Origin of the sequence: Seonamhaeicola sp. (genome assembly GCF_028281565.1) — a bacterium.
Classification (GTDB): Bacteria; Bacteroidota; Bacteroidia; order Flavobacteriales; family Flavobacteriaceae; genus Seonamhaeicola.
In genome coordinates, this window is the sequence record NZ_JANQJQ010000042.1 from 59,048 (window position 1) to 79,353 (window position 20,306).

Genomic DNA, 20,306 nt, shown 5'->3' on the forward strand with positions numbered 1-20,306 from the left:
ATCAAGACATATGCGAAAGCACATAAAACATATATTAAGCATTGCCATTATTTTAAGTGTAACGTTTTCCTTTTCACAGGATAGAACAAAGGACACCATCGATACGGGTGTTATTGATGTTGTGAAACCTTATACACCTTCAATTTCAGATGCTTTTAAAGTAAAGGAAACGCCCTCGTTAGACGATGAAACAACCGAGAAGAAAAAGGAAATTAAATACAATATTTTTTCATTTCCGGTGGCTTCAACTTTTACACCGGCAAAAGGGAAAGCAGCCGTGGTTGAAAAGCGAAAGCCTGCAAAATTATTCGATAATTATGCTACTATTGGTGTTGGTACTTACACCACCATTTTAGGTGAAGTGTATTTAAACCATGCCCTGAACCGAACCGAAAGCGTTGGAGGTTATGTAAGTCATAATTCATCACAAGGGGGTATAGACGGCGTGTCATTTGATGATAATTATTCCATCTCAAAGATCAATCTAAACTATGCTACCATGTTGCGCGACTTATCCTGGAACGTAGAAGCCGGTTTTCAGCATCAAATGTATAATTGGTATGGCGTACCGGCGTCTTTTATGGATAGGGCCATTAATGATAATATTGATGAAGAACATACCTTTTATGATGCGCATTTTGGAGGCGACATTAATTTTGAAGATACTTATATAAACTCCGGGAGCTTCTTTTTCAGACGTTTTGGAGATAACCAGGGTTCAGGAGAGAACAGGTTTTTGGTTAATACAAAAATTGATATTCCTGTTAATGACGAGGAAATTTCAACCACGTTTAAATTCGATTACCTAAAAGGAACTTTTGACAGAAGTTATGAAGTTAATGAAGAGCTTAGATATGGGAACTTTATTATAAGTGCGGCTCCAACTTATGAAATGAAGCAAGACGATTTAACCGTAAATCTGGGAATTACGGCGGCTTATTTAAGAGATTCGGAATCTAAAGAAAATAACTTTTATATCTATCCGAATGTTACCGCAACCTATAGATTGGTTAATGAGGTGTTGATTGCATACGGAGGCATTGAAGGCGAGCTTATTCAAAATTCGTATTACGATTTTGCCTCAGAAAACCCATTTGTATCACCATCCTTATTCGTGATGCCTACAGACCAGCAATATAACGCTTACATTGGTTTAAAAGGAAAGCTATCCAGCAATATGAGTTATAATATTAGCGGACTTTATAAAGCTGACAGAAATAAAGCCTTGTTTAAAAATAACGACATAACTTTAATGACAGACCAGGCCTATTCTTATGGTAATTCCTTTGGAATAGTATATGATGATGTGGATACTTTTGGAGTGGCCGGTGAAATTAATGTAGATGTAAACCGAAACTTTAAGTTGGGGATTAAAGCCGAATATTTTAGCTATTCTACCGATAATGAAATCGAAGCCTGGAACTTACCGGACGTAAAAGGGTCACTGTTTATGGATTACCAGATCAATGAGCATTGGTTTACGGGCGCTAACCTGTTTTATATAGGCGAAAGAAAAGACCAGTACTTTTTAAATGATGGTATTACTGTGGCGTCACCGTTTACGGTAGTTTTAGATAGCTATTTTGATGCTAACGCGCATTTGGGCTATCATATTAACGATAAGATTTCGGTGTTTGCTAAGGCGAATAACATTGCTAACAAAGCCTACCAGCGCTGGCAAAATTTCCCGGTACAAAGTATTCAGTTTTTAGCAGGTGCTACGTTTAAGTTTGATTTCTAAAATGCCATATTTGTCATTCCCGCGAAGGCGGGAATCCATATATTAACTAACTTCTATGAAAAGTAGAAAATACTTTTTGTTAAACTATGTTTTCGTATTTGGAGTTATTTTGTTATTCCTGAATGACCACTTTTTGAAGTATCAGTTTTCAAACTGGTTTACAGGAAAGTTGTCTGATTTTATAGGGTTACTCATTTTTCCATGTTTTCTGTCATTCATCTTTCCTAATAGAATAAAGTTGAATGTTGTTTTTACGGGATTATTCTTTGTATTTTGGAAATCTTCATATTCACAGGGACTTATTGAATTTTATAATTCTATAGCACTAATTAAAATAACAAGAGTAGTGGATTATTCTGATTTGATAGCACTGTTAGTTCTGCCGTTATCATACTATCTTTTAACAAATAAGGACATTTTAAGTCGATATGCCTTCGGAAAAATTGAGATTAATCCACTTGTTGTTTTATTACCAGCAATAATTGTTTTTATGGCAACGTCACCTCCTTATTGGCACGGGTTTAGATATTCGGAAGGAGATATTCAATTCTTTAAAAACACAATTAAGGTAAGGATGAGTCAAGAAGATGTATTGAAAACAATGGAAAGGTATAATATTGAAGCTGTTATTGATACGTCATATAAAGATAACCCATATAGTGATGGTCCTATACAAAAAATGGGTTTTTATCATATAAACGAACTTGTAATAGATACGGACACAATTATAGATTTAAAGTTTTCAATGGTATCTTTTAAAGAGGATAAGACGAAAATTTTTATAAATGCGATGAAGGTTTCAGAAGATATTAAAGAAGATGAAGTGAAAGGTGAACTAAGGAAATATTACAAAAAACTGCTTCGAAAGTATATTAAAAAAAGCTTGAAATAGTCTTAGTTATTCCTATTTCTGTGTTGATGACCGGCTAACTCAATCGCGCCAAATAATCAAAATGATCTCCTTCAAGAATCAATTCACATTCTAAACTAACGGTTTTGCAAGCCAGTTTTAAAGTATTGAAATCTAAATACAACCATTTCATTGGTATTTCCTTTTCACCTTTATAGCTGATAAAATAATCCAGTTCGCCATAGTAGTCTGCATTGGTATCAATCCAGAAGCCGCCGTCTTCATCTTCGTACATATATTTAATATCAGACGAGTCAATAAGAATTTGTCCGTTAGGATTCAACAGGCTTTTCAGATGCTTTAAATATTGAGAAACCTGATTTAATTCTTGAAAAATACCTGTTCCATTCATCAATAACAAAATAGAGTCAAACGCTTCGGTTTCGTCAAGTAAATTTAAAACTTCGGAATTTTTAATCCCTCTTTGTTTAGCAACTTCAATTGCTCTTTCGGATATATCAATGGCTTTGACGTTGAGCCCTTTCTTTTGTAAATACAAACTATGGCTCCCGGAACCACAACCAACATCCAGTACGTTTCCTTTAGCTAGTTGTAAAGCCCGTTGTTCCAGTTTTGGCATGTCTGTAAAGCTTCTAAACAAATAGGGTAGAGGTAACACATCCTCATCAGAAATACTGGTAGACGTCATGATATCTTCGGTGTAATGGCCGTTGTGATAGTCTAATAGGGCTTTTCCGAAAATGTCTTTCATATTCCTTTTTTGTCATTCCCGCGAAGGCGGGAATCTATTTTAGTAGCTTTAGATAGTTAATTGCACTTCGACTGCGCTTAGTGTGACAAGTGTATCAAAAACCTAACTGTTCTATAAGGTCTAATTAATCTAATTGTCTAATTTTACACCATGCAAGACATTATTGATAATCTTCCAAAGCTCGCCAAAGATAAACATAACGAGAACAAAAAGTTCTTTCAGAAGCTCAAAAAGAAACCACCAAAAAATCTGGATTATATCATGCAGGAGTTGCATGAAGAAGAATTTGAGCAAACCGATTGTTTAGAGTGCGCCAATTGCTGTAAAACTACAGGACCATTGTTTACCGATAAAGATATTGAGCGCATCGCCAAGTTTTTCAGGCAAAAACCACAGCAATTTGTTGAACAATATTTGCGTATGGATGAAGATAACGATTATGTATTGCAAAGTGTCCCATGTACGTTTTTAGGAGCTGACAATTATTGCTCCATTTACGAGGTGCGCCCTAAAGCGTGCCGAGAATTTCCGCATACCGATAGAAAAAAATTTCAACAAATTTCAAGTCTTACCTTAAAAAATGTAGCAATTTGCCCTGCAGCCTTTAATATCGTGGAGGCCATGAAAAGGCAAATAAAATAGCAAAGAATAATTATGCATGCATAATTTATTAGAGTGTTGTATATTTAATGCTAAATAAAGGGTAAATGGAAACACTTTTAAACTATTTTGAAACTATTCCTTCTCTTCACCGAGGAATCATTATTGTTGGTGGTTTAACTTTCTTTTGGTTGGTTGAAGGTATGATGCCCTTATTTGGCAAACCCTATAAAAAGTGGAAACATGCCATACCCAATATTTTCTTTACTATAACAACCATATTGATTAATATGCCATTGGCATTTTTGTTTTTAAAATCTTCAAATTGGGTCATGGATAATGATTTTGGAATTCTAAATTGGCTGCCTGAAATGCCTTTGTGGCTATATACGGTTGTTGGAATATTTTTAATTGATTTTATAGGAGCCTATTTGCCACACCTAATAGAACACAAAGTAAAACCATTGTGGATGATACATTTGGTACACCACACTGATCATAATGTAGATACAACTACGGCCAACAGACACCATCCTTTAGAAAGTATTATCAGGTATATTTTTACACTGTCCGGTATTTTTATAATAGGGACACCTATAGCTTTGGTTTTGTTGTACCAATCGTTGTCAGTCCTTGCTACACAATTTAATCACGCAAACATAAAGTTGCCGAAACGTATCGATAAAGCCATTAGTTATATTTTAGTATCACCTGATATGCATAAGGTACATCATCATTACAGGCTGCCTTATACCGATTCCAATTATGGCAATATTTTTTCGGTTTGGGACCGACTTTTAGGGACGTACATGGAGCTTGACAGGGAAAAATTGGTTTATGGTGTGGATGTATTTCCTGATAAACAGAAAAATGGGCATATAGGTGAGTTATTAAAACAGCCTTTTCAGAAATATGAAAAGCCAACTATAACACCCGATGAGGATTTATAAATTAGTCATTATTTCTTTGCTACTTTTTTTAATGAACTGTAATTCATCAAAAACTATTGATATACAAGGGCACAGAGGTTGCCGGGGACTCATGCCGGAAAACACTGTGGAGGCTTTTGAAAAAGCAATCGATTTGGGTGTTCACACACTTGAGCTTGACGTGGCAGTGTCTAAAGATAATATTATTGTGGTGTCCCATGAGCCATTTATTAGTAGAACGTATTGTTTAGATGCAGAGGGCAATGAGATTTCAGAAGCTTTGGATAAAAAATATAACCTCTATCAAATGACCTTGGATAGCATCAAACAATTTGATTGCGGAACAAAGTTTCATCCCAGGTTTCCAGAACAACAAAAAATGAAAACCTATAAACCTACTTTAGACGAGGTTATTAAAATTTCAAAGAAGAAGCATTCGGATATAAAATTCAATATAGAATTAAAGGCACGACCGGAATACGATAATATCTATACACCAACACCTAAAGAATTTGTAAAACTGGTTTTAGATGTTGTTAATAGGAACAATGCGTTTAACGAAACCAATTTACAGAGCTTTGATTTACGTGTTTTGGAAGAAATAAAAAAACAATCACCAGAAATGACAGTAGCCCTGTTGGTGGATGAAGACGAAAGCATTCAGGGTAAAATGGATAGAATGTCTTATATCCCGGAGATTATAAGTCCGTATTTTGAACTGTTAGATGCAGAGACAGTAAAAAATCTTCAAGCTGAAAATTTTAAAGTCATTCCATGGACCATAAACGAAATAGAAGACTTGCGAAAAATGATTGATTTTAACGTTGATGGTATCATAACCGATTATCCGGATAGATTAATTGGTTTGTTAAAGTAATTTTGAGCGCCTCAGAACTTTTGTCCTACACATAAAAACATTTGGTTTATGATATTCTAATGTTGTGTAATACATTTAAAACTTATTGTTTAATAACTGGTTTTATGAAAGTACAAGTGTTCAGTCTTTTTTTAGTCATCAGTTTTCTAGGAATAAACAAGGTTTCATCACAAAGCTCTAAATATTTAGCATCTTTAGTAGATTCATTACCAAATGGAATCCCTGTATTTGTAAACTTGCAAGCCCCTAAAGGATATATGGCATTGGAACGCGTAACTGTATCAAAAGAAGGAAGATCGCTATTTTATGGCGTTAGAAATGGCTATGATTCTATCTCTAAAGCCCATATTGTTAAGATTACATATCGTAATAAAAAGTGGAGTGAACCTGAAGTTATTTTTGCTGATAGTTCCGGAGCACCTTCATTTTCAAGGAATGGAAAAGTCATGTATTTCCAGTATGATCATCCCTTTTTTCCGAAAGGAATATATTCAAAGAAGACTGAATCCGGTTGGTCTAAACCCATTAGATTTATGGAGTCACTTAAAAAATCACATTATTTACAGGCACCCAAAAAGAACAGTTACTATTTTTCGGCCGGCATTAAAGGGAATGATAAAATACAAGACATCTATCATGTAACCACTCGCAAATCAGATACCATTTTTAAGAAATTAGATTTCAATTTAAAAGGTGATTTCATTGACTTTTTTGTATCAAGAGATGAATCTTTTCTTATTCTAATAATTAATAAGAATCAAAACCCAAATTACGAATTTCATCAGACTTCCAATTTGTTTATATCTTTTAGAAAGGATAAGAACGTTTGGTCTAAACCCATAAATCTGGGAAAAAATGTAAACACCGTTTCGCCATGGAATTGGGGGCCATATGTTACAGAAGATAATAAATATTTGTTCTTTTCAAGTTGGCCTAAAAAAGTAGGAACCTATTTGATTGACTTTGAGCCTTTATTGAAAAAAGCAAAGGCGAAACTCAATTAATCGTAAATTAAATATTTTTCTCTAGTTTTTTTGAACGCTTCTAAATCTTCTTGCCATGTGGCTTTAATATCAGCTTCACTTAAATCAGATTCAATTTGCTTTTGAAGTTCAGTAGTACCTGCATGTTTCGTAAAATTATCAGTATTGAAAAACTTCGATTTGTCTGTTGAATTTTGATACGCTTTAATAATCCATTTTAATGTCATAAGGTCACCAATCACTTCATCTTTTAAATCTTCTCCATAGCACAATTCATTTTGATGTTTCGGATATTTAGCTCCAAAATTGGCAACGGGCGTATAAGTGAACCCCATAGTGTCTTTGTTTAAAAAAGGCGCGCCATACCTTTGAAACTGAAATTCTGTACCTCTACCTGCATTTATATTGGTACCTTCAAAAAGGCCTAAGCTGGGATATAATTTAATGGCCTGATCGTTTGGTAAATTTGGTGAAGGACGAATTGGTAAGCTATAGGAAGTATGATGTGTGTAATTTTTAACAGGTATCACAGTAATAGCGCACTGTAAATTGTTAGCCAACCAATGTTCACCATTGATCATTTTAGCATACTCACCGATTGTCATACCATGCACTAAGGGTATGGGATGCATCCCTAAAAAACTTTGGTGCTCTATATTTAAAGTAGGACCGTCAACATAAAGCCCGTTAGGGTTTGGCCTGTCGAATATCATTACAGGAATTCCTGCTTCTGCGCATGCTTCCATTACATTATGAAGTGTGGAGATATAAGTATAAAATCTAACGCCCACATCCTGGATGTCAAAAATTACAATATCTAAATCCTTAAGTTGCTCAGGAGTAGGTTTTCTGTTTTTTCCATGAAGCGAGACAATTGGTAAATTGGTTTTAGTGTCAAAACCATCCTCTACATGTTCTCCGGCATCTGCTCTTCCTCTAAAACCATGCTCCGGTGCAAATACTTTTTTAATATCAATATTCAGAGCAAGTAATGAATCCACTAAATGTGTATAATTTGTATCCTGAGCTTGTTGAAAGGTGAAAATCACAGATGTCTGATTAGCCACAATTCCAACCCGTTTTCCTTTTAATAAAGGTAAATACGCCTCTGTTTGATTGGCACCAACAACCGGTAGGTTGTCATTCTGAGCGTAGCGAAGAATCTCATTATTGCCGTTATCTTCTTGCTTCAAACTTCCTGCTTCCCGCTTTACCTTGTTTCCACAGGAAATAAGTATTAAAACAAATAATAAAACTGTATTTTTGACACTGGTAAACCGCATTGTAAAATTGAATTTCGAGTATTTTATAGCTAAACGCATTATTAGTAGTAAGTCGTATAAAAGTAGTATTTCGGCACCAATAATAAAAATTGGTATTGCAGCTATTGCAATTGGTATTGTGGTTATGATGATCGCTATAGCAACGGGCATTGGTTTACAACAAAAAATACGTGATAAAGTAGTGGCATTTAACGGGCATGTCCTAATTACCAACTTTGATAGTAATAATTCAGAAGAAAGCATTACACCTATTTCTAAGAACCAGGAATTTTACCCGGAGTTTAAAACCGTTGAAGGTGTTGAACATATCCAGGCGGTGGCCTCAAAATTCGGGGTAATTCGAACCGAAACAGACTTTGAAGGCGCTTATCTAAAAGGGGTTGGAGCCGATTATAACTGGAAATATTTTCAGGAGTTTTTAATTGAAGGGAAGCTTCCCGATTACACCAACAAGCGAAATGAAGATGTTTTGGTGTCACAATATTTGGCGAACCGTTTGGAGTTAAAACTCAGTGAAACTTTTCAAATGGTATTTCCTAAAGAAGACCCGGAAAAATTACCCAACATTATTACTTATACCATTGTAGGTATTTACAATTCGGGATTTCAGGACTTTGATGCCAATTATGTAATAGGAGATATTCGTCACATTCAACGTATCAATAAATGGGAAAAAGATCAAATAGGTAATTTTGAAATTTTTCTAAAGGATTATGACGAACTGGAAGAAAAAGGGGTAGAAATTTATGAAAGTACACCATCAGTTTTAAACACTCAAACCATAACCAACAAGTACAGTTCTATTTTTGAATGGATCCGGATCTTTGATACTAACATTTACGGGATTATTGGTATCATGATTTTGGTGGCAGGCATCAATATGATCACTGCCCTTTTGGTATTAATATTAGAGCGTACGCAAATGATAGGTATTTTAAAAGCACTTGGAAGCAGTAACTGGAGCATCAGGAAATTGTTTTTATATAATGCCTCTTACCTGATCCTTTTAGGCTTGTTTTGGGGTAATCTTTTAGGACTCGGCCTCTTATTTGCGCAAAAGTATTTTAAACTCTTTCCGTTAGACCCCAGCGTGTATTATGTTACTGAAGCTCCCGTTTTTATAAGTGTTGGTTATATCATAGCCTTAAATGTAGGCACTCTGGTTCTATGCTTATTAATGCTTTTAGTGCCCTCATACATTATCACCAAAATATCTCCGGTAAAAGCTATCAGGTTTGATTAGTCTTTTGAGTGTTTTATTGCAACAAAACCGCTTTACCAGTTAAATTAGAAAAGGACTTTCTGCTTTGGAGTTAATGAATCTATTTTTCTTATTCTAATGTCTTTAAAGAATATTTCAGCTGCTTCACTTTGTAATTGAATCTTCCCTTTGATAAGCGGTACGCCTTCACCGTTTTCATTTATGTACCTGGAATTTTTTAAGATCATGACCACTTCGCCGTTTACCACATGTAGGCTTTTACCTTCAAAACAAAATAAGTCCAATGTATTCCATTCATCATGAGGTTTTTCATAATTACCACTTCGCAAGCAATAGTTGCCGTATGGACCATGCATAGTAATGGGTATATAATCTTGAGACTCATGTGCCATCGGATCCAAATTAGATTCCGGTTTATAGGCTCTTATATCTATAGCTGAATTTGCCTGACTCCAAAAGTCTCCGGTATGTCCCTCCATAATTTGAAATTCCTGAGACAGCATCCAGGATCTCCAGTATTCAACTGCCATAGGCCCGATAGAGTGATACAAAATACCTGAATCTTTAAGCAAATGTTTTCTGTAAGCCCATGTTTTATCACCCCATTTATATTTCAATTGGAAGTGGTAATTATCATATTCCTCTTTGGTGATCAAACAACCATAATATTCACCACTATTCCTAATGATAGTATCTCCTCCTTCTTGAAACGTTGTAAAAACATTATAGCCAGATTTATTCAGCCCTATTGGAGGAATTAATTCACCTTGTTCATTTTTGGGCTGCGTTCCATCGTATCCGGGTTGGAGTTTGTAACTTAAATAGGTGTCCCACTTTGATAAATCGGCGTCAATTAACGCCTCCCAATTATTTGCTTCGGGAACCTCTGTGTTTTGCTTGTTCTTAACCTGTTTTGAACAGGAAATTGCTAAGAAAAGAAGACAAAAAGCTATCTTGTTAAATCTCATATGTTATGCTGATTGAACTAGTTCAAATGATTCATGAAGTAATTTACAAAATTTGACTGCTTTTAAATTGAAGATTTGGCTTTAAAAAGGGCTTGTTCAGTTTTTGTTCAGTTTGCATGTAAGGTACTTTCTCGCTTTTTTTCATAAGTTTAGCTATAAAATCAACTAACACATTTATAAATGACATTTTTTACAGGATTTATTATGAAAATTGCTCCTGGTAGGAGCAAAAAAGAAAACAGTACTGGATTGAACCTCATTTGTTGGCTCTTTGCCGTATTCATCCTCGCAGGTACAGGCTTTAGTTACGCTCAACAATCAGATTTACCAGTTGTTGATGAAGAAAACCAATCACAGGCAAGGGTCACCGGCTTGAGATACATTTGCGTGCATGTCCTCGAACTGGAGAAAACCCTGAAGCTGTACCGTGAGATTCTCGGTTTTAAACTGTCCGACGCTGAGGTTCTTCACGGTCCGGGGATTGAAGGTATGTTGGTTATGAAGCTAAAAGCAGATGACTTGACAATTGGTTTATCACTAACCGCACCGGAATACTGGCACACAGTAGGGCCCGTCGGAAATACCAACCACAACCACTTCATGCTTAAGGTTAATGACATCGGCCCGATCGGGGATAAGTTGAAAGCAGAAGGGTATGCGTTGGAAAATGAGCACTACGTTCGTGATAAATACACATTTTTCACTGGGCCAAACGGCGAGATCATTGGGCTTTCCTCATGGGAATAAACGTATATCACAGGTTCATTAATTCCCCTCAATATCACTAATATGGTGTTCCAGCGCTTTTACAGAAATTTGAATTTCAACAATTAAAAGAGCTAAAGAAGCAATAAGGAAAAGCAGTGCAATACCAAATACCCAAATAGCAACGGTGTTTTGGTCTATATAAATAAGGAACATGGTTAGTACGCACAATAAAAGGCTGGTAATACCTAAAATTTGCATAGAACGCGTTAAATAAAGCCGTTGCTTTATATTTTTTATCTGTGCCATAAGTACGCTGTCCTTATTTTTAACATATTTATCGTGCAAATTTCTAATGGTGGCAGCATAAGCTATAAAGCGGTTAGTGTATGCCAGCATAATTAATGAAATAGCAGAAAATAAAAGAGCGGGTGTGGTTAGTGTTAAGGCTTCCATGCAAAAAAGTTTGTAGCAAAATTACAAAGTAATAGTTTATGAAAGCTATGGTTTGGTTATAAAACAAAAAAAGGGAAACACAAGTTTCCCTTCCAAACTTAAACTTAAATAAATATAATAACTAAATCACTATTTTTTCTTCCAATAGGCATTCATTAACTTCATTTTATCTTTACCAACAATAGCCCTTATTTTTTTCGATGTAGCCTGCTTTACTTCTTTAATCTTTTCCTTTTCAACTTCTTTATGAAGTTTTTGTTTTCTAATAGCTTTAATGGCAGCATTCTTTTCTTTTTGAACAGCCATTACTTTAGTCGTTTCTTCCTTATTTAATTGGGCATGAGCTACGGCACCTTCAAAAGTCTTTTTTTCTTGTGCATTTATGCCGATGGCTAAAAGCAAGGCGAAAACCAATAACATTAATTTTTTCATCTGTTCAAATTTTATTGTTCTACATAGGTCATGCTTCGACTTCGCTCAGCACAGGAATGTAATTACTCATATGGTTTCTATTTCAAATTAATGAATTCGTGAATCTATAATTTCGCCATTAAACATTTCGACAAGCTCAATGCAACGCAGTTTTGTGGGTATTCCGTTTAGTTATTATGGCTCATTTCATAATAAGATCATATTTTTAGTTATGGTGTAAAATTATAACAAGACTACTTTTAATTAGTTCATAAATGAGTTTTAAAACATAGCAAATGATTATGTTTTATTTTTTTGTAAGATTTTTCTATATTTAAAGGCATGCAAGAAGATTTTTTACATTATATCTGGAAGTACAAAAAGTTTCAATACCATGACCTGAGAACAACAAGAGGAGAAGCCATTGAAATTAGCTCAGCCGGAGCTCATAACCAAAATGCCGGACCGGACTTTTTTAACGCACAGATAAGGATTGAGGAACAGCTTTGGGCAGGAAATGTTGAGGTACACATAAAATCTTCTGATTGGTTTTTACATAATCATGAAACTGACAAAAATTATGATAACGTCATTTTGCATGTGGTTTGGGAAGATGATACTGAGGTTTTCAGAAAAGATAACACCGTAATCCCTACACTGGAGTTAAAAGGACTGGTTGAAAAAGATGTTATAAACAATTACGAAAAATTATTTTCAGAACAGATCAAATGGATAAACTGTGAACGAGATTTTGCCAGTGTTGATGATTTTATTTTAGGCCATTGGTTGGAACGTTTATATTTTGAACGTTTAGGACGAAAGGCTAATACCATTGAACAATTATTATTGAATTCCAAAAACGATTGGGAAGCCGTGTTGTTTAAGATGCTGACTAAAAACTTTGGATTGAAAGTGAACGGCGAATCGTTTTTAAGTTTGGCTAAATCCGTTGACTTTTCAATTATCAGAAAGATACAATCTAATCAACTAACTTTAGAAGCACTATTGTTTGGACAAGCCGGTTTATTGGATAATGATATTGAAGATTCTTATTTTTTAAGCCTGAAAAGCGAATACAAGTTTTTAAAACAAAAGTTTAATTTGAAAAATGATGCCGTTCTGCCTTTACAGTTTTTTAGACTACGTCCATTAAATTTTCCAACTATTCGATTGTCTCAACTTGCCGGTTTGTATCATGAACATCAAAGTGTGTTTTCAAAGATTATAGAAACCAATACCCTTGATGATTTTTATGAGTTATTCAAAGTATCTACGTCAGGCTTTTGGAAAAATCACTATACCTTTCAAAAGGCATCAAAATTATCACCAAAAACAATTACCAAATCGTTTATAGATTTATTGCTCATCAACACCATTTTACCTATTAAGTTTTGTTACGCCAAACAAAAGGGAGAACCTATTGATACTATTATTTTAGAAATTGCCAATAACGTAACTTCAGAAAAGAATAATATTATTGGGGCTTTCAATAGTTTAAAGAAGATTTCAAAATCGGCATTACAGTCACAGGCTTTAATTCAACTTAAAACAGCATATTGTGATAAAAATAAATGTTTACAATGTGCCATTGGTAATTCAATTTTAAATAAATAAACTTTTAAACTTGTAAACTAAAGTTTAAATTGCAGCATGAACATTTATAAACCACTTTTATTTTTTCAAAAGCACGGCTATTATGTTTGTCAGCGTATTGCCGATAGGTTAGGCATCAGGGCAAAAGTGGTACGTACCAGCTTTATGTATTTAACCTTTGTTACGGTTGGTTTTGGGTTTGCTTTGTATTTGTTTTTGGCATTTTGGATACGCATTAAAGATTTAGTTTACACAAAGCGTTCATCAGTTTTCGATTTATAGATTTATGAATAACCCCTTGGTAAAACTTTTCCGGTCAAGAATATACACAGCCTTAATGCTACTTGTTATTTTAATGCTTGTTGGGGTTATTGGCTTTATGTTTATTTCAGATTATTCCCCGGTTGATGCCCTGTACATGACCGTTATTACCATGACCACCGTTGGTTTTGGAGAAGTAGAACCTCTGGATGACCAAGCCAAAATATTTACCATATTTTTAATTTTGGCCAGTATTGTCATTGTAGGTTATGCCATATCTATAATTACTGAGTATATTTTAAGTAAAAATGACATAGAAGAAATAAAACACAAAAAGATGCAAAAACAGATTGATGGTTTTAAAAACCACGTGATAATTTGTGGTTACGGAAGAAATGGTAAACAAGCTGCCAGAAAACTCATGGCTCATAATAAATCTTTTGTAGTCATTGAAAAAGACAAAGAAGTTGAAGAACGTTTGCGTTTAGATGGTGTGCCTTATGTGATAGGCAATGCCAATGAAGATGAAACGTTAATGCTGGCAGGTGTTGACAGGGCATCCAGTTTTATTTCGGCGTTGCCCAATGATGCCGATAATCTCTTCGTGGTGTTATCTGCAAGACAGATTAATAAGGGCATTAATATTATTAGCCGTGCGTCACAGGAATCATCCTATAACAAACTGAAGTTTGCCGGAGCCAATAATGTTATTTTGCCTGATATGATAGGGGGAGACCACATGGCATCTTTGGTAGTAGTTCCCGGTTTAATGGAATTTATAGATAATCTGTCAATTGTTGGGGAATCTAATATAAATATAGAAGAGGTAGCCGTGGAAAAGCTTTATAACTCTAAAAAAGCAAGAACCATAAGAGATTTGGACTTTAGAAAAAGAACAGGTTGTACCATTATCGGTTATAAAGATTCAAAAGGGGAGTACACGGTAAACCCGGAACCTGAGATGTTGTTAGAAGCCAATTCAAGGATCATTGTTTTAGGGCGTCCGGAACAAATTGAGGAGTTAAATTCTGCGTTCGATATCGAAATTGAAATTGAAAATGGTTGAATTTTCTGATTGAATTTTAAATAGTCAATTATTTTTAGCATCTTGTCGCCATTAATAGCAATATTTCATTAGAAATTAACTAACTCAATAATTATGAACAAATACCTTCTTTCCATTTTTGCCCTTATTTTTCCATTTTTAACTTTTGCTCAGGAAACCGAAGAAAAAGGTTTGGATCAGCGCATTGACGAAGGGTTTCAGCCCGTGTCAGATTTTTTTAGTAACGTTATATTTTTTGAAATAGCCGACACTCCTTTTGTATTACTCTTATTAGTTGGTAGTGCGGCATTTTTTACTATTTATTTTGGGTTCCCTAATATTAGGTACTTCTGGAAAGCCATAAATGTTGTGAGAGGAAAATACGATGATGTTGACCATCCTGTGGTTGAACCAGCTTATGGAGATGTAACTCCCGGAGGTGACGCTATTGAAACCATTAGAGATGAAAGTAAAGAGGGAGAAGTTAGTCATTTTCAGGCATTGGCAACAGCTGTTTCCGGAACTGTTGGTAATGGAAATATTGCTGGAGTGGCTTTGGCAATAGCATTAGGCGGCCCCGGAGCGACCTTCTGGATGATTGTTTGTGGTTTGTTAGGAATGTCTACCAAGTTTGTTGAATGTACCTTAGGGGTACAATATAGAGATGTGGATGATGAAGGGACGGTTTACGGAGGCCCCATGTATTATATAACCAAAGGATTGAAGGAAAAAGGTTTTGCAACCTTAGGTAAAATAGCAGCGGTATTCTTTGCTATATTTTGTATAGGTGGTTCTTTTGGAGGAGGTAATGCAGCACAGTCTAACCAGGCTACTGTAGTGCTTAAAGAACTTATGGGATGGGAAAGTACCAGTGCAGGAGCTATAATAGGTTTGGTAATGGCCATTTTGGTTGGAATTATAATAATCGGAGGTATTAAACGTATTGCTTCGGTTACTGAAAAAATAGTACCTTTTATGGCGGTTCTTTATGTAGTAGCATGCTTGTATATTATTTTCAGCAACTTTTCATTTGTTGATGATGCTTTTGGTTTGATTTTTACAGAAGCTTTTAATCCAAGAGCTATTGGTGTAGGCGGTGTTATAGGAGTATTGCTTGTTGGTTTCCAGCGTGCGGCTTTCTCAAATGAAGCAGGTGCAGGTTCTGCATCCATTGCACACTCTGCAGTGAAAACTAAGTATTCTGCTTCGGAAGGATTGGTAGCTTTGCTAGAGCCTTTTATAGATACCGTAGTTATTTGTACTATGACAGCGTTAGTAATAATCATTTTCAATACTGGCGGTATTTTTGAGTATGGAGGTGATGGTACCGGAGGTGTTTTAATTGATGGTATGAGATATGAAGGAGCGGGCATTACATCTCAGGCATTTGCCGAGTATATTCCCTATTCAAATATATTCTTAACCGTTGCAGTAGTGCTATTTGCAGTTTCAACAATGATTTCCTGGTCTTATTACGGATTACAATCCTGGAAATTCTTATTTGGTAGAGGAAGAACAGCAGACTTGGTTTATAAATTACTGTTCCTATTGTTTATTATTATTGGAGCGGCTGCAAGTATGAACTCTATTTGGGCATTCTCTGATGCTATGATATTTGCTATGGTATTCCCTAATATGATTGGATTATATTTCTTATTCCCGGTTGTTAAAAAGCAACTTAGAAGATATTTGGATGCTATAAAAGAAGCCAGAGCGTAAATTTCAATTTTAAAAATATGAAATCCCATTTCACGTTTACTAAAGGACAGCGAAATGGGATTTTTTTATTGATACTACTCATTATTCTACTTCAGTGTGCTTATTTTTTTATTGATTTTTCTTCAAGAGAAGTTGTTATCAATCAAGAGCAACTGGACGGTTTCAATAAAGAGATAGATTCCCTTAAACAAATTGAAATTGAATCCGGAAGCCCTGAGATATTTCCTTTCAATCCAAATTATATTACAGATCATAAAGGCGCTACTCTGGGAATGGCTAACGAAGAAATTGATAGGTTGTTAGCTTTTAGAAAGCAGGACAAGTGGATACATTCCACAAAACAATTTCAGGATATCACAAAAGTATCAGATTCGCTTTTAAATGCACTGGCACCTTATTTTAAGTTCCCGGATTGGGTTACAAATCCAACACCGAAAACAAGATCGAGCTATACATATAATAATAGTCCAAAGACATATGAACAAAAGCAAGACTTAAATAAAGCTACAGCTCAACAGCTTCAAAGCATTAATGGGATAGGGGAGGTCCTTTCAGATAGAATCATAAAGTATAGAAATAAATTCATAGGCGGTTTTATAGGGGATGCCCAATTATTGGATGTTTATGGCTTGACACCGGAAGTTATGGAGCGTTTAACAAATGAGTTCACGGTGAAAACACCCAGGCAAATTCAAAAAATAAATGTAAATACGGCTACGGTTGATGAGTTAGTGACCATTCAGCATATAGATTACGACATTGCACACAATATAATTGAGCAGCGAACATTGTTGGAAGGCTATAAATCTCTAGATGAATTAACAAAAGTTAAAGACTTTCCTGTCAATAAAATCGAGATAATTGAATTATATTTGTCGTTCGATTAAAAAAAATGCAAATGAATAGTATGTACTTCACTGAAGAACACCAACTTTTTAGAGAGAGTCTACGTAACTTTTTAAAGAAAGAAGTAGTCCCTAATATTGATGAGTGGGAAAGCACAGGTAAAATAGATGCTTCAATTTGGAAAAAAATTGGGGATATGGGTTTTTTTGGTATTCATTACCCGGAAGCCTATGGAGGATCTGACCTTGATATTTTTTACACGGTAATACTTCAGGAAGAACTTCAAAGAATAAACTCTGGCGGTTTTGCTGCTTCGGTTTGGGCACATGTGTACTTATCTATGACACACCTTAATGCCGAGGGAAGTGAAGCGATCAAACAAAAGTATTTGGCACCGAGTATAGCGGGTGATAAATTGGGATGTCTTTGTATTACAGAACCTTCAGGAGGAAGTGACGTGGCAGGAATAAGAACTACGGCGGTAAAAGAAGGTGATAGTTATATTATAAACGGGTCAAAAACATTTATTACCAACGGCGCTTACAGTGACTATTTAGTTGTTGCTGCAAAAACAAACCCGGAATTGGGGAATAAAGGCATGAGCATGTTTGTAGTAGATAGAGATACTGCGGGTATAACAGCTACTAAATTAGATAAGCTGGGATGGCGGGCCTCAGATACTGCAGAAATTGCGTTTGATAACGTAAAGATTCCCGCCGGTAATTTGTTGGGAGAAGAAAATCAAGGGTTTTCGTATATCTTACAACATTTCGCTATAGAGCGTTTGGTCATGGGTATTAATGCGCATGCAAGGGCGGAATTTGCATTGGAGTACACCTTAAACTATATGTCTGAAAGAACGGCGTTCGGAAAAGAACTGGACAAGTTTCAGGCATTGCGCCATAGGTATGTAGATATGTATGCTGATATGGAGATTTGTAAAGCCTATAACTATGCGGTAGCCTCCAGATTAGATAAGGGTGACTATGTGGTTAAAGAAGCTTCTATTTCAAAATTAAAGTCCACAAAAATGGCAGACGCTGTTATCTATGAGTGTATGCAGTTTTTAGGTGGCTATGGCTACATGGAAGATTATCCTCTGGCAAGAATGTTAAGGGATAGTAGATTAGGCCCAATTGGAGGTGGCACTTCGGAAATCCTAAAAGAGATCTTATCCAGGATGGTGATCGATAAAAAAGAATATAAACCGGCTACATAAAAAAATAAGAATTCAGGATTTGGAATTCAGAATTATTTATATATTTGCACCCCGTTTAACAAACAAACGGCATTCTAAAAGAAGGGAGGTTAAGACACTATGTTAATAATACCAATTAAAGAAGGAGAAAATATAGATAGAGCGCTAAAGCGTTACAAAAGAAAGTTTGATAAAACAGGTACAAAAAGAGCATTACAGACACGTAAGCAATTTACCAAACCTTCAGTAGCACGTAGAGCGCAAATTCAAAAGGCGCAATACATACAAAGATTAAGAGATGCAGAAGATATTTAATTGTTGCATTTAGATAAAATTAAAATCCCGCTTTAAGCGGGATTTTTTTTATTCTCAAAACTTTGTACTTTTAACTTTGTACTTTTAACTTAAGAATGTCATTATCATCATTTACAGATTATTTATTATTAGAAAAAAAGTATTCTACTTTAACTGTAAATGCTTATCAAAAGGATTTAGAAAGTTTTTCAGAATTTATTAATTCAGAATATCAAAGCAATAGTATTAATGAGGTAAACTATGCTCAAATAAGAAGCTGGATAGTTTTAATGGTTGAAAACGGTATGTCTAACAGGAGTATTAACAGGAAGATTTCTGCACTCAATACCTATTATAAATTCCTGTTAAAAGTCGGGGATATTAAAATCAATCCGTTGGCAAAACACAAGGCTCTAAAAACAAGTAAAAAAGTACAAGTGCCATTTTCTGAATCAGAAATAATTGATGTGCTGGATGATTTTGATGAAAACGACTTTGAAAGCATTCGTGACAAATTGATTATAGAATTATTCTATTCAACCGGAATACGTAGAATAGAATTAGTTAATCTTAAACTGGCCAGTATTGATTTAGATAATAAAATGTTAAAAGTATTAGGAAAGAGAAATAAAGAGCGTTTGGTACCGTTATTAGATTCAGTACAAAAAACAATGCGTAACTATTTAATTGCACGGGAAAAACTGGAAAGTATCACAGCTAAAAACAGCTTGTTTTTAACCAAAAAAGGGATTAAAATTTACGAAACACTTGTGTACAGAATAATAAATAACTATTTTAGTAAGGCATCTTCCAAAGTCAAAAGAAGTCCTCACATATTAAGACATTCTTTTGCAACTCATTTGCTAAACCAAGGTGCCGATATAAATGCTGTAAAAGAACTTTTGGGACATTCTAGTTTGGCTGCCACACAAATTTACACTCATAATAGTATAGCCGAATTAAAAAAAGTGCACATTAAGGCACATCCAAGAGGTAAAAAATAGTATTTCTAAATCATTGTCTAACCAAAAAAAGAAAAGTATGAAAGTAAACACGCAATCAGTTAATTTCAATGCAGACAAAAAGCTATTGGATTTCATTCAAAAAAGAATGGATAAGCTTGATATGTTTTATGACAAAGTAATTAAATCAGATGTTTATTTGAAAGTGGAAAATACCAGTGATAAAGAGAACAAAGTTTTCGAGGCTAGAGTCAGTGTTCCGGGAGACAGTTTTGTAGTAAAAAAACAATGTAAAACCTTTGAAGAAGGTGCAGATATGGCCGCTTCTTCTTTAGAAAGACAACTAAAAAAACGAAAAGAGAAATTAAGAGCACATTTATAGAGAAAATTTCTTAAAAAATGTTTTGAATAAAGAAATAAATCAATACATTTGCAGTCCGTTAGAAATAGCGGACTTTTTTTATGCGTAAAACTGTATAAAAAACGCCGATATAGCTCAGCTGGCTAGAGCAGCTGATTTGTAATCAGCAGGTCGTGGGTTCGAGTCCCTCTATCGGCTCTTGAAATTTTGAAAAACGTTATCAGGAGATT

The 20,306-nt window shown here is 34.9% G+C and carries 22 protein-coding genes and 1 tRNA gene; 18 read left to right on the top strand and 5 right to left on the bottom strand.

Features of this window, described 5'->3' with window-relative positions; genetic code table 11:
• The first annotated feature begins 10 nt into the window (after positions 1 to 10).
• Both Q0983_RS17255 and Q0983_RS17260 read left to right on the top strand, forming a co-directional pair.
• Positions 11 to 1,741, top strand: a complete 1,731-nt coding sequence (locus tag Q0983_RS17255) for a TonB-dependent receptor (RefSeq protein ID WP_299556131.1) — start codon at positions 11 to 13, stop codon at positions 1,739 to 1,741.
• A 55-nt stretch (positions 1,742 to 1,796) separates the two neighbouring features.
• A complete protein-coding gene (locus Q0983_RS17260; protein ID WP_299556132.1) occupies positions 1,797 to 2,633 on the top strand; it encodes a hypothetical protein in 837 nt (278 codons plus the stop codon).
• A gap of 34 nt (positions 2,634 to 2,667) precedes the next feature.
• On the opposite strand, the gene Q0983_RS17265 is transcribed toward Q0983_RS17260, so the two are convergent.
• Positions 2,668 to 3,363 (bottom strand): class I SAM-dependent methyltransferase, encoded by a 696-nt coding sequence (locus Q0983_RS17265; protein ID WP_299556133.1) that lies wholly within the window; start codon positions 3,361 to 3,363, stop codon positions 2,668 to 2,670.
• Positions 3,364 to 3,513: 150 nt separating this feature from the next.
• Here Q0983_RS17265 and Q0983_RS17270 point away from each other — a divergent pair, with 150 nt between their 5' ends.
• The 4 genes from Q0983_RS17270 (at position 3,514) to Q0983_RS17285 (ending at position 6,773) form a co-directional block, all read left to right on the top strand.
• Entirely contained in the window at positions 3,514 to 4,005 is a 492-nt protein-coding gene (locus Q0983_RS17270) for a YkgJ family cysteine cluster protein (RefSeq protein WP_299556134.1), read from the top strand.
• A 65-nt stretch (positions 4,006 to 4,070) separates the two neighbouring features.
• A complete protein-coding gene (locus Q0983_RS17275) occupies positions 4,071 to 4,913 on the top strand; it encodes a sterol desaturase family protein (RefSeq protein WP_299556135.1) in 843 nt (280 codons plus the stop codon).
• Positions 4,914 to 4,944: 31 nt separating this feature from the next.
• Positions 4,945 to 5,769, top strand: a complete 825-nt coding sequence (locus Q0983_RS17280) for a glycerophosphodiester phosphodiesterase family protein (protein WP_299556136.1) — start codon at positions 4,945 to 4,947, stop codon at positions 5,767 to 5,769.
• Between the two features lie 104 nt (positions 5,770 to 5,873).
• Entirely contained in the window at positions 5,874 to 6,773 is a 900-nt protein-coding gene (locus Q0983_RS17285) for a hypothetical protein (protein WP_299556137.1), read from the top strand.
• Here Q0983_RS17285 and Q0983_RS17290 read toward each other — a convergent pair.
• The gene (locus tag Q0983_RS17290; protein WP_299556138.1) at positions 6,770 to 8,035 is read right to left on the bottom strand and encodes a DUF1343 domain-containing protein; all 1,266 of its coding nucleotides are present in this window, start codon (positions 8,033 to 8,035) and stop codon (positions 6,770 to 6,772) included. The genes Q0983_RS17285 and Q0983_RS17290 overlap by 4 nt on opposite strands.
• A gap of 7 nt (positions 8,036 to 8,042) precedes the next feature.
• Between Q0983_RS17290 and Q0983_RS17295 the strand changes: the two genes are divergently transcribed.
• A complete protein-coding gene (locus tag Q0983_RS17295) occupies positions 8,043 to 9,278 on the top strand; it encodes an FtsX-like permease family protein (RefSeq protein WP_299556153.1) in 1,236 nt (411 codons plus the stop codon).
• A 44-nt stretch (positions 9,279 to 9,322) separates the two neighbouring features.
• Here Q0983_RS17295 and Q0983_RS17300 read toward each other — a convergent pair whose 3' ends face one another.
• On the bottom strand, positions 9,323 to 10,225 hold the full coding sequence (locus Q0983_RS17300) for a DUF1080 domain-containing protein (RefSeq protein ID WP_299556139.1): 903 nt from the start codon (positions 10,223 to 10,225) through the stop codon (positions 9,323 to 9,325).
• Between the two features lie 180 nt (positions 10,226 to 10,405).
• Between Q0983_RS17300 and Q0983_RS17305 the strand changes: the two genes are divergently transcribed.
• Positions 10,406 to 10,972, top strand: a complete 567-nt coding sequence (locus Q0983_RS17305; RefSeq protein WP_299556140.1) for a VOC family protein — start codon at positions 10,406 to 10,408, stop codon at positions 10,970 to 10,972.
• An 18-nt stretch (positions 10,973 to 10,990) separates the two neighbouring features.
• Here the strand turns inward: Q0983_RS17305 and Q0983_RS17310 are convergent, their stop codons facing one another.
• Both Q0983_RS17310 and Q0983_RS17315 read right to left on the bottom strand, forming a co-directional pair.
• The gene (locus Q0983_RS17310) at positions 10,991 to 11,386 is read right to left on the bottom strand and encodes a DUF2721 domain-containing protein (protein ID WP_299556141.1); all 396 of its coding nucleotides are present in this window, start codon (positions 11,384 to 11,386) and stop codon (positions 10,991 to 10,993) included.
• A 129-nt stretch (positions 11,387 to 11,515) separates the two neighbouring features.
• Positions 11,516 to 11,818, bottom strand: a complete 303-nt coding sequence (locus Q0983_RS17315) for a hypothetical protein (protein ID WP_299556142.1) — start codon at positions 11,816 to 11,818, stop codon at positions 11,516 to 11,518.
• A gap of 321 nt (positions 11,819 to 12,139) precedes the next feature.
• Between Q0983_RS17315 and Q0983_RS17320 the strand changes: the two genes are divergently transcribed.
• The 10 genes from Q0983_RS17320 to Q0983_RS17365 all read left to right on the top strand — a co-directional run bounded on the left by Q0983_RS17320 (position 12,140) and on the right by Q0983_RS17365 (position 20,274).
• Positions 12,140 to 13,411, top strand: a complete 1,272-nt coding sequence (locus Q0983_RS17320) for a DUF2851 family protein (RefSeq protein WP_299556143.1) — start codon at positions 12,140 to 12,142, stop codon at positions 13,409 to 13,411.
• 36 nt (positions 13,412 to 13,447) lie between these two features.
• Positions 13,448 to 13,672: a PspC domain-containing protein gene (locus Q0983_RS17325; protein WP_299556144.1), complete on the top strand. Its 225-nt coding sequence runs from the start codon at positions 13,448 to 13,450 to the stop codon at positions 13,670 to 13,672.
• Positions 13,673 to 13,676: 4 nt separating this feature from the next.
• Positions 13,677 to 14,717: a potassium channel protein gene (locus tag Q0983_RS17330; protein ID WP_299556145.1), complete on the top strand. Its 1,041-nt coding sequence runs from the start codon at positions 13,677 to 13,679 to the stop codon at positions 14,715 to 14,717.
• A gap of 93 nt (positions 14,718 to 14,810) precedes the next feature.
• Complete coding sequence (locus tag Q0983_RS17335) at positions 14,811 to 16,415, top strand: alanine/glycine:cation symporter family protein (RefSeq protein WP_299556146.1); 1,605 nt, start codon at positions 14,811 to 14,813, stop codon at positions 16,413 to 16,415.
• Between the two features lie 17 nt (positions 16,416 to 16,432).
• Positions 16,433 to 17,302: a helix-hairpin-helix domain-containing protein gene (locus Q0983_RS17340; RefSeq protein ID WP_299556147.1), complete on the top strand. Its 870-nt coding sequence runs from the start codon at positions 16,433 to 16,435 to the stop codon at positions 17,300 to 17,302.
• A gap of 11 nt (positions 17,303 to 17,313) precedes the next feature.
• On the top strand, positions 17,314 to 18,480 hold the full coding sequence (locus Q0983_RS17345; protein WP_299556148.1) for an acyl-CoA dehydrogenase family protein: 1,167 nt from the start codon (positions 17,314 to 17,316) through the stop codon (positions 18,478 to 18,480).
• 99 nt (positions 18,481 to 18,579) lie between these two features.
• On the top strand, positions 18,580 to 18,774 hold the full coding sequence (rpsU, locus tag Q0983_RS17350; RefSeq protein ID WP_299556149.1) for a 30S ribosomal protein S21: 195 nt from the start codon (positions 18,580 to 18,582) through the stop codon (positions 18,772 to 18,774).
• A gap of 95 nt (positions 18,775 to 18,869) precedes the next feature.
• Entirely contained in the window at positions 18,870 to 19,757 is an 888-nt protein-coding gene (locus Q0983_RS17355) for a tyrosine-type recombinase/integrase (RefSeq protein ID WP_299556150.1), read from the top strand.
• A gap of 37 nt (positions 19,758 to 19,794) precedes the next feature.
• Positions 19,795 to 20,097 (top strand): ribosome-associated translation inhibitor RaiA, encoded by a 303-nt coding sequence (gene raiA / locus Q0983_RS17360; protein WP_299556151.1) that lies wholly within the window; start codon positions 19,795 to 19,797, stop codon positions 20,095 to 20,097.
• 103 nt (positions 20,098 to 20,200) lie between these two features.
• Positions 20,201 to 20,274, top strand: a tRNA-Thr gene (locus tag Q0983_RS17365).
• Positions 20,275 to 20,306: the final 32 nt, after the last annotated feature.

What these genes read in the sequence shown, in the direction of transcription:
- Q0983_RS17255 (WP_299556131.1), top strand. Translation starts at nt 11, where the DNA reads ATGCGAAAGCACATAAAACATATATTAAGCATTGCCATTATTTTAAGT.
- Q0983_RS17260 (WP_299556132.1), top strand. Translation starts at nt 1,797, where the DNA reads ATGAAAAGTAGAAAATACTTTTTGTTAAACTATGTTTTCGTATTTGGA.
- Q0983_RS17265 (WP_299556133.1), bottom strand. Translation starts at nt 3,363, where the DNA reads ATGAAAGACATTTTCGGAAAAGCCCTATTAGACTATCACAACGGCCAT.
- Q0983_RS17270 (WP_299556134.1), top strand. Translation starts at nt 3,514, where the DNA reads ATGCAAGACATTATTGATAATCTTCCAAAGCTCGCCAAAGATAAACAT.
- Q0983_RS17275 (WP_299556135.1), top strand. Translation starts at nt 4,071, where the DNA reads ATGGAAACACTTTTAAACTATTTTGAAACTATTCCTTCTCTTCACCGA.
- Q0983_RS17280 (WP_299556136.1), top strand. Translation starts at nt 4,945, where the DNA reads ATGAACTGTAATTCATCAAAAACTATTGATATACAAGGGCACAGAGGT.
- Q0983_RS17285 (WP_299556137.1), top strand. Translation starts at nt 5,874, where the DNA reads ATGAAAGTACAAGTGTTCAGTCTTTTTTTAGTCATCAGTTTTCTAGGA.
- Q0983_RS17290 (WP_299556138.1), bottom strand. Translation starts at nt 8,035, where the DNA reads ATGCGGTTTACCAGTGTCAAAAATACAGTTTTATTATTTGTTTTAATA.
- Q0983_RS17300 (WP_299556139.1), bottom strand. Translation starts at nt 10,225, where the DNA reads ATGAGATTTAACAAGATAGCTTTTTGTCTTCTTTTCTTAGCAATTTCC.
- Q0983_RS17305 (WP_299556140.1), top strand. Translation starts at nt 10,406, where the DNA reads ATGACATTTTTTACAGGATTTATTATGAAAATTGCTCCTGGTAGGAGC.
- Q0983_RS17310 (WP_299556141.1), bottom strand. Translation starts at nt 11,386, where the DNA reads ATGGAAGCCTTAACACTAACCACACCCGCTCTTTTATTTTCTGCTATT.
- Q0983_RS17315 (WP_299556142.1), bottom strand. Translation starts at nt 11,818, where the DNA reads ATGAAAAAATTAATGTTATTGGTTTTCGCCTTGCTTTTAGCCATCGGC.
- Q0983_RS17320 (WP_299556143.1), top strand. Translation starts at nt 12,140, where the DNA reads ATGCAAGAAGATTTTTTACATTATATCTGGAAGTACAAAAAGTTTCAA.
- Q0983_RS17325 (WP_299556144.1), top strand. Translation starts at nt 13,448, where the DNA reads ATGAACATTTATAAACCACTTTTATTTTTTCAAAAGCACGGCTATTAT.
- Q0983_RS17330 (WP_299556145.1), top strand. Translation starts at nt 13,677, where the DNA reads ATGAATAACCCCTTGGTAAAACTTTTCCGGTCAAGAATATACACAGCC.
- Q0983_RS17335 (WP_299556146.1), top strand. Translation starts at nt 14,811, where the DNA reads ATGAACAAATACCTTCTTTCCATTTTTGCCCTTATTTTTCCATTTTTA.
- Q0983_RS17340 (WP_299556147.1), top strand. Translation starts at nt 16,433, where the DNA reads ATGAAATCCCATTTCACGTTTACTAAAGGACAGCGAAATGGGATTTTT.
- Q0983_RS17345 (WP_299556148.1), top strand. Translation starts at nt 17,314, where the DNA reads ATGAATAGTATGTACTTCACTGAAGAACACCAACTTTTTAGAGAGAGT.
- rpsU (WP_299556149.1), top strand. Translation starts at nt 18,580, where the DNA reads ATGTTAATAATACCAATTAAAGAAGGAGAAAATATAGATAGAGCGCTA.
- Q0983_RS17355 (WP_299556150.1), top strand. Translation starts at nt 18,870, where the DNA reads ATGTCATTATCATCATTTACAGATTATTTATTATTAGAAAAAAAGTAT.
- raiA (WP_299556151.1), top strand. Translation starts at nt 19,795, where the DNA reads ATGAAAGTAAACACGCAATCAGTTAATTTCAATGCAGACAAAAAGCTA.